Annotated in this window: 3 protein-coding genes; 2 read left to right on the forward strand and 1 reads right to left on the reverse strand. The window is 72.5% G+C overall.

What is annotated here, in order from left to right:
- Positions 1-470 (reverse strand): hypothetical protein (locus AC2W7G_RS11590; protein ID WP_485868571.1); only part of this gene is annotated, 470 nt, incomplete at its 3' end.
- Here AC2W7G_RS11590 and AC2W7G_RS11595 point away from each other — a divergent pair.
- Positions 459-1172, forward strand: a complete 714-nt coding sequence (locus AC2W7G_RS11595) for a Zn-binding domain-containing protein (protein ID WP_485868572.1) — start codon at positions 459-461, stop codon at positions 1170-1172. The two genes, AC2W7G_RS11590 and AC2W7G_RS11595, sit on opposite strands and share 12 nt — an antisense overlap.
- 152 nt (positions 1173-1324) lie before the next feature.
- Positions 1325-3642 (forward strand): glycosyltransferase family 2 protein (locus AC2W7G_RS11600; RefSeq protein ID WP_485868573.1); only part of this gene is annotated, 2318 nt, incomplete at its 3' end.

Consider the following 3642-nt stretch of genomic DNA (forward strand, 5'->3'; position numbering starts at 1 on the left):
TCCAGGCCGCAGGCGGCAGCCCACTCCGCGACCAGCGCGGCGGCGTCCTCGAGCTCGGGGTGGTGGAAGGCGGCGCGGGCGTCGACCGCCTCGATCACCGGGGCGAAGGGGGCACCGCCCGTGCGCTTCTTCTCGCGGGCGGCCTTGTCGGCGGCGGCGACCTCGTCGCAGCGCTGCTCGAAGGCGCGCAGGGAGGCCTCGGGGCCGCAGACGACGACCGACCGGCGTCCGTTGCGCAGCCGCACCGCCAGGCGCAGGCTCTCGGGCAGGGAGGCGACGACCTCGCGGACGCGCTCGGGGGTGGCCTGCGAGACCGACAGCATGGTGCGTCCGAGCAGGTCGCGGCGGCGCGCCACGACCTCGATGGCGGCACCGGCCAGGATCGCGACGGCGAGCACGTCGGCCTCGTCGGCACCGTCGACGCCGGCTCGGCCGACACCACCGTCCACGCCGGGGCGGTGTACGTCCACCAGGGCGACACCTGGGTGGTCGACGAGTACGACCTCGAGCTGGGCGTCGCCGCCGTGCACCGCGAGGACCCCCCGTACACGACCACCGCCCGCAGCACGACCGACGTGCGCATCGTCCGCGAGGAGCGCACGCACGACTGGGGTCCGGCCCGCATCAGCGTCGGCGACGTCGAGGTGACGAACCAGGTCGTGTCGTTCCTGCGCCGACGCACCGGCTCGGGCGAGATCCTCGGCGAGGAGCCGCTCGACCTGCCCGCGCACACGCTGCCGACCAAGGCGGTGTGGTGGACCCTGGACGCGTCCGCCGTCGCCGCCCACCTGGACGCGACCGACGTGCCCGGGGCGGCGCACGCCGCCGAGCACGCCGCGATCGGGCTGCTGCCGCTGCTGGCCACCTGCGACCGCTGGGACATCGGCGGGCTGTCGACCGCGCACCACCCGGACACCGGCACGCTGACCGTCTTCGTCTACGACGGCTACCCCGGTGGTGCCGGCTTCGCCGAGCGCGGCTTCGAGGTCGCCCGCCAGTGGCTCACCGTCACCCGCGACGCGGTGCTCGCGTGCGAGTGCGCCGACGGCTGCCCGTCGTGCGTCTACTCGCCCAAGTGCGGCAACGGCAACGACCCGCTGGACAAGGCCGCCGCCGTCCGCCTGCTGGACGTCCTGCTGGCCGACGCGCCCGTCCCGGCCACGTCCGCATGACCCATCCGGACGGGGGCGGGCGGGACCTTCGTCCCGAACCCTCCACGACTCGGTCACATCCTCCCCACGGATCGGCCAAATCGGTTGTCCGTCGCCTTCGCACGACGTTGACTGGCCACGGTCCGAGACCCGGACCGGTCAGGAGCACCACCGTGAACGACGTCGCCCCGAAGGCCCCCGTCCGACGACGCCAGTGGGGGGCCGAGCGCTCGACCCAGGCGCGTCCGCGCCAGCACCCGCGACCGTCCGACCTGTCCCTGCTCATGGCCGGCGCCGCCATCGTCGCGACCGTCCTGGCCGGCCTGGCCTACTTCGTGCTGACCGTGCTGCGCAACCGGCTCGACCACGGCTTCGGCGGCTTCAGCTACACGATGGAGACGCTGCTGTTCGTCGGCGTGCTCAGCTCGCTCGGCTTCTCGTCGGTCATGTACCTCGTCGCGCGCCGCGGGGCGCTGCGCCGCTTCCGCGACCACGAGCGCGTCCCCCGGGCCGCCCTGGAGCGGCACTTCGCGTCCGGCGAGCAGGCGGTCACGGCCCTGGTGCCGTCGTACGCCGAGGAGCCGGACGTCATCCGCCTGACGCTGTGGTCGGCCGCCCTGCAGGAGGTGCCGTCGCTGCGCGTGGTGCTCCTGCTGGACGACCCGCCGAGCCCCACCGACCCGGTGGTCCTGGAGCGCCTGACCGCCACGCGCCAGCTCCCCTCGCAGATCGAGGCGACCCTGTCGGTGCCCCGCACCCGGTTCGAGGCGGCGCTGTTCCGCCGCACCGCCGCGTTCGACCAGTCGGTCGCCGTCGAGCCGCGCGACCACGACGAGGTCGTCGAGCACTACCGCTGGGCGGTCGACTGGCTGACCGACATGGCCGCCCACGAGGAGCGTCCCGACCACGTCTCGGACTTCTTCGTCGACGAGGTGCTGCTGTCGCTGGCCGACGACCTGGCCCTGACCGCGGACGCGATCGAGGCGGCCATCGCCGCCGGCGAGCCGCCCGGACCCCACCGCACGCTGGACCTGTACCGCCGCCTGGTGTGGATCTTCTCGGCCGACCTGGACGTCTTCGAGCGCAAGAAGTACGCGTCGCTGTCGCACGAGTCGAACAAGGCGATGAACCTCAACGCCTACCTCGGCCTCATGGGCGGCTCGTACGACGCCGAGAGCACGCCCGAGGGCGTCATGCTCTACCCCGCGCCGAACCCCGGCCCGCAGAGCCTCACCGTGCCGATGACGCCGTACGTCCTGACCCTGGACGCGGACTCGATCCTGCTGCCGGAGTACTGCCTGCGCCTGCTGCACGAGATGGAGCAGCCGGGCAACGAGCGGGTCGCCGTCATCCAGACCCCGTACTCGGCCTACCGCGGCGCCCCCACCCGCCTGGAGCGGCTCTCGGGCGCGACGACGGACCTGCAGCACATCCAGCACCAGGGCTTCACCGCCTACGACGCGACGTTCTGGGTCGGCGCCAACGCGCTCATCCGCCGCGAGGCGCTGGAGGACATCCAGGTCACGACCGTCGAGCAGGGCCGCCGGGTCCACCGCTACATCCAGGACCGCACGGTCATCGAGGACACCGAGTCCAGCATCGACATCGCCATGCACGGCTGGCGGCTCGTGAACTACCCCGAGCGGCTCAGCTACAGCGCCACCCCGCCGGACTGGGGCTCGCTGGTCGTGCAGCGCCGCCGCTGGGCCAACGGCGGCCTGCTGATCCTGCCCAAGCTGTGGCGGCAGGCGAAGATCCGCAAGGCCCGCGGCGTGCCCATGACGTTCATGGAGCTCGCGCTGCGCATCAACTACATGGCGTCCATCACTTGGGCGACGGTCGGCCTGCTGTTCCTGCTGCTGTTCCCCTACGACCAGCGCCTGCTCAGCCCGCTCGTCGTGCTCATGGGCGTGCCGTACTTCCTGGCGATGGCCTCGGACCTGCACGCGACCGGCTACAAGCGCACCGACGTGCTGCGCATCTACGGGTTCAACCTGGTGCTGCTGTCGGTGAACCTGTCCGGCGTCCTGAAGTCGCTCAGCCAGGCGCTGAGCGGGCAGAAGATCCCGTTCGCCCGCACGCCGAAGGTGCGCAACCGCACCGCGGCGCCCGCCTGGTCGATCCTCATGCCGGTGCTGGTGGCGATGCTGTGGGGCGTGCTGCTGTGGCGCGAGGTCGAGCACGCCAACTGGCTGACCGCGTTCTTCCTGGCGCTCAACTGCGTCCTGACCGTGTACGCCATCGTCACGCTCATCGGCGTGGGGTCGGCCGTCACCGACGTGGTCTCGGCGTTCGTGCGCTGGTTCTTCGTGCCGCGGGAGACCGCGCCGCAGACCGTCGACGAGGACGAGGGGCTGGACTGGCGCTCGGCGCTGTACCACGGCTCGAGCGAGCGCCCGCACCGACACCTGGCACCTGGTCAAGGGGCTCGTCCGCGCCCGCTTCGACCTCGACCGGCAGAACCAGCTCGGCCTGGAGCGCGAGAAGGGCA

It is taken from the genome of Aeromicrobium sp. PFPM2_SD2 (genome assembly GCF_057364525.1).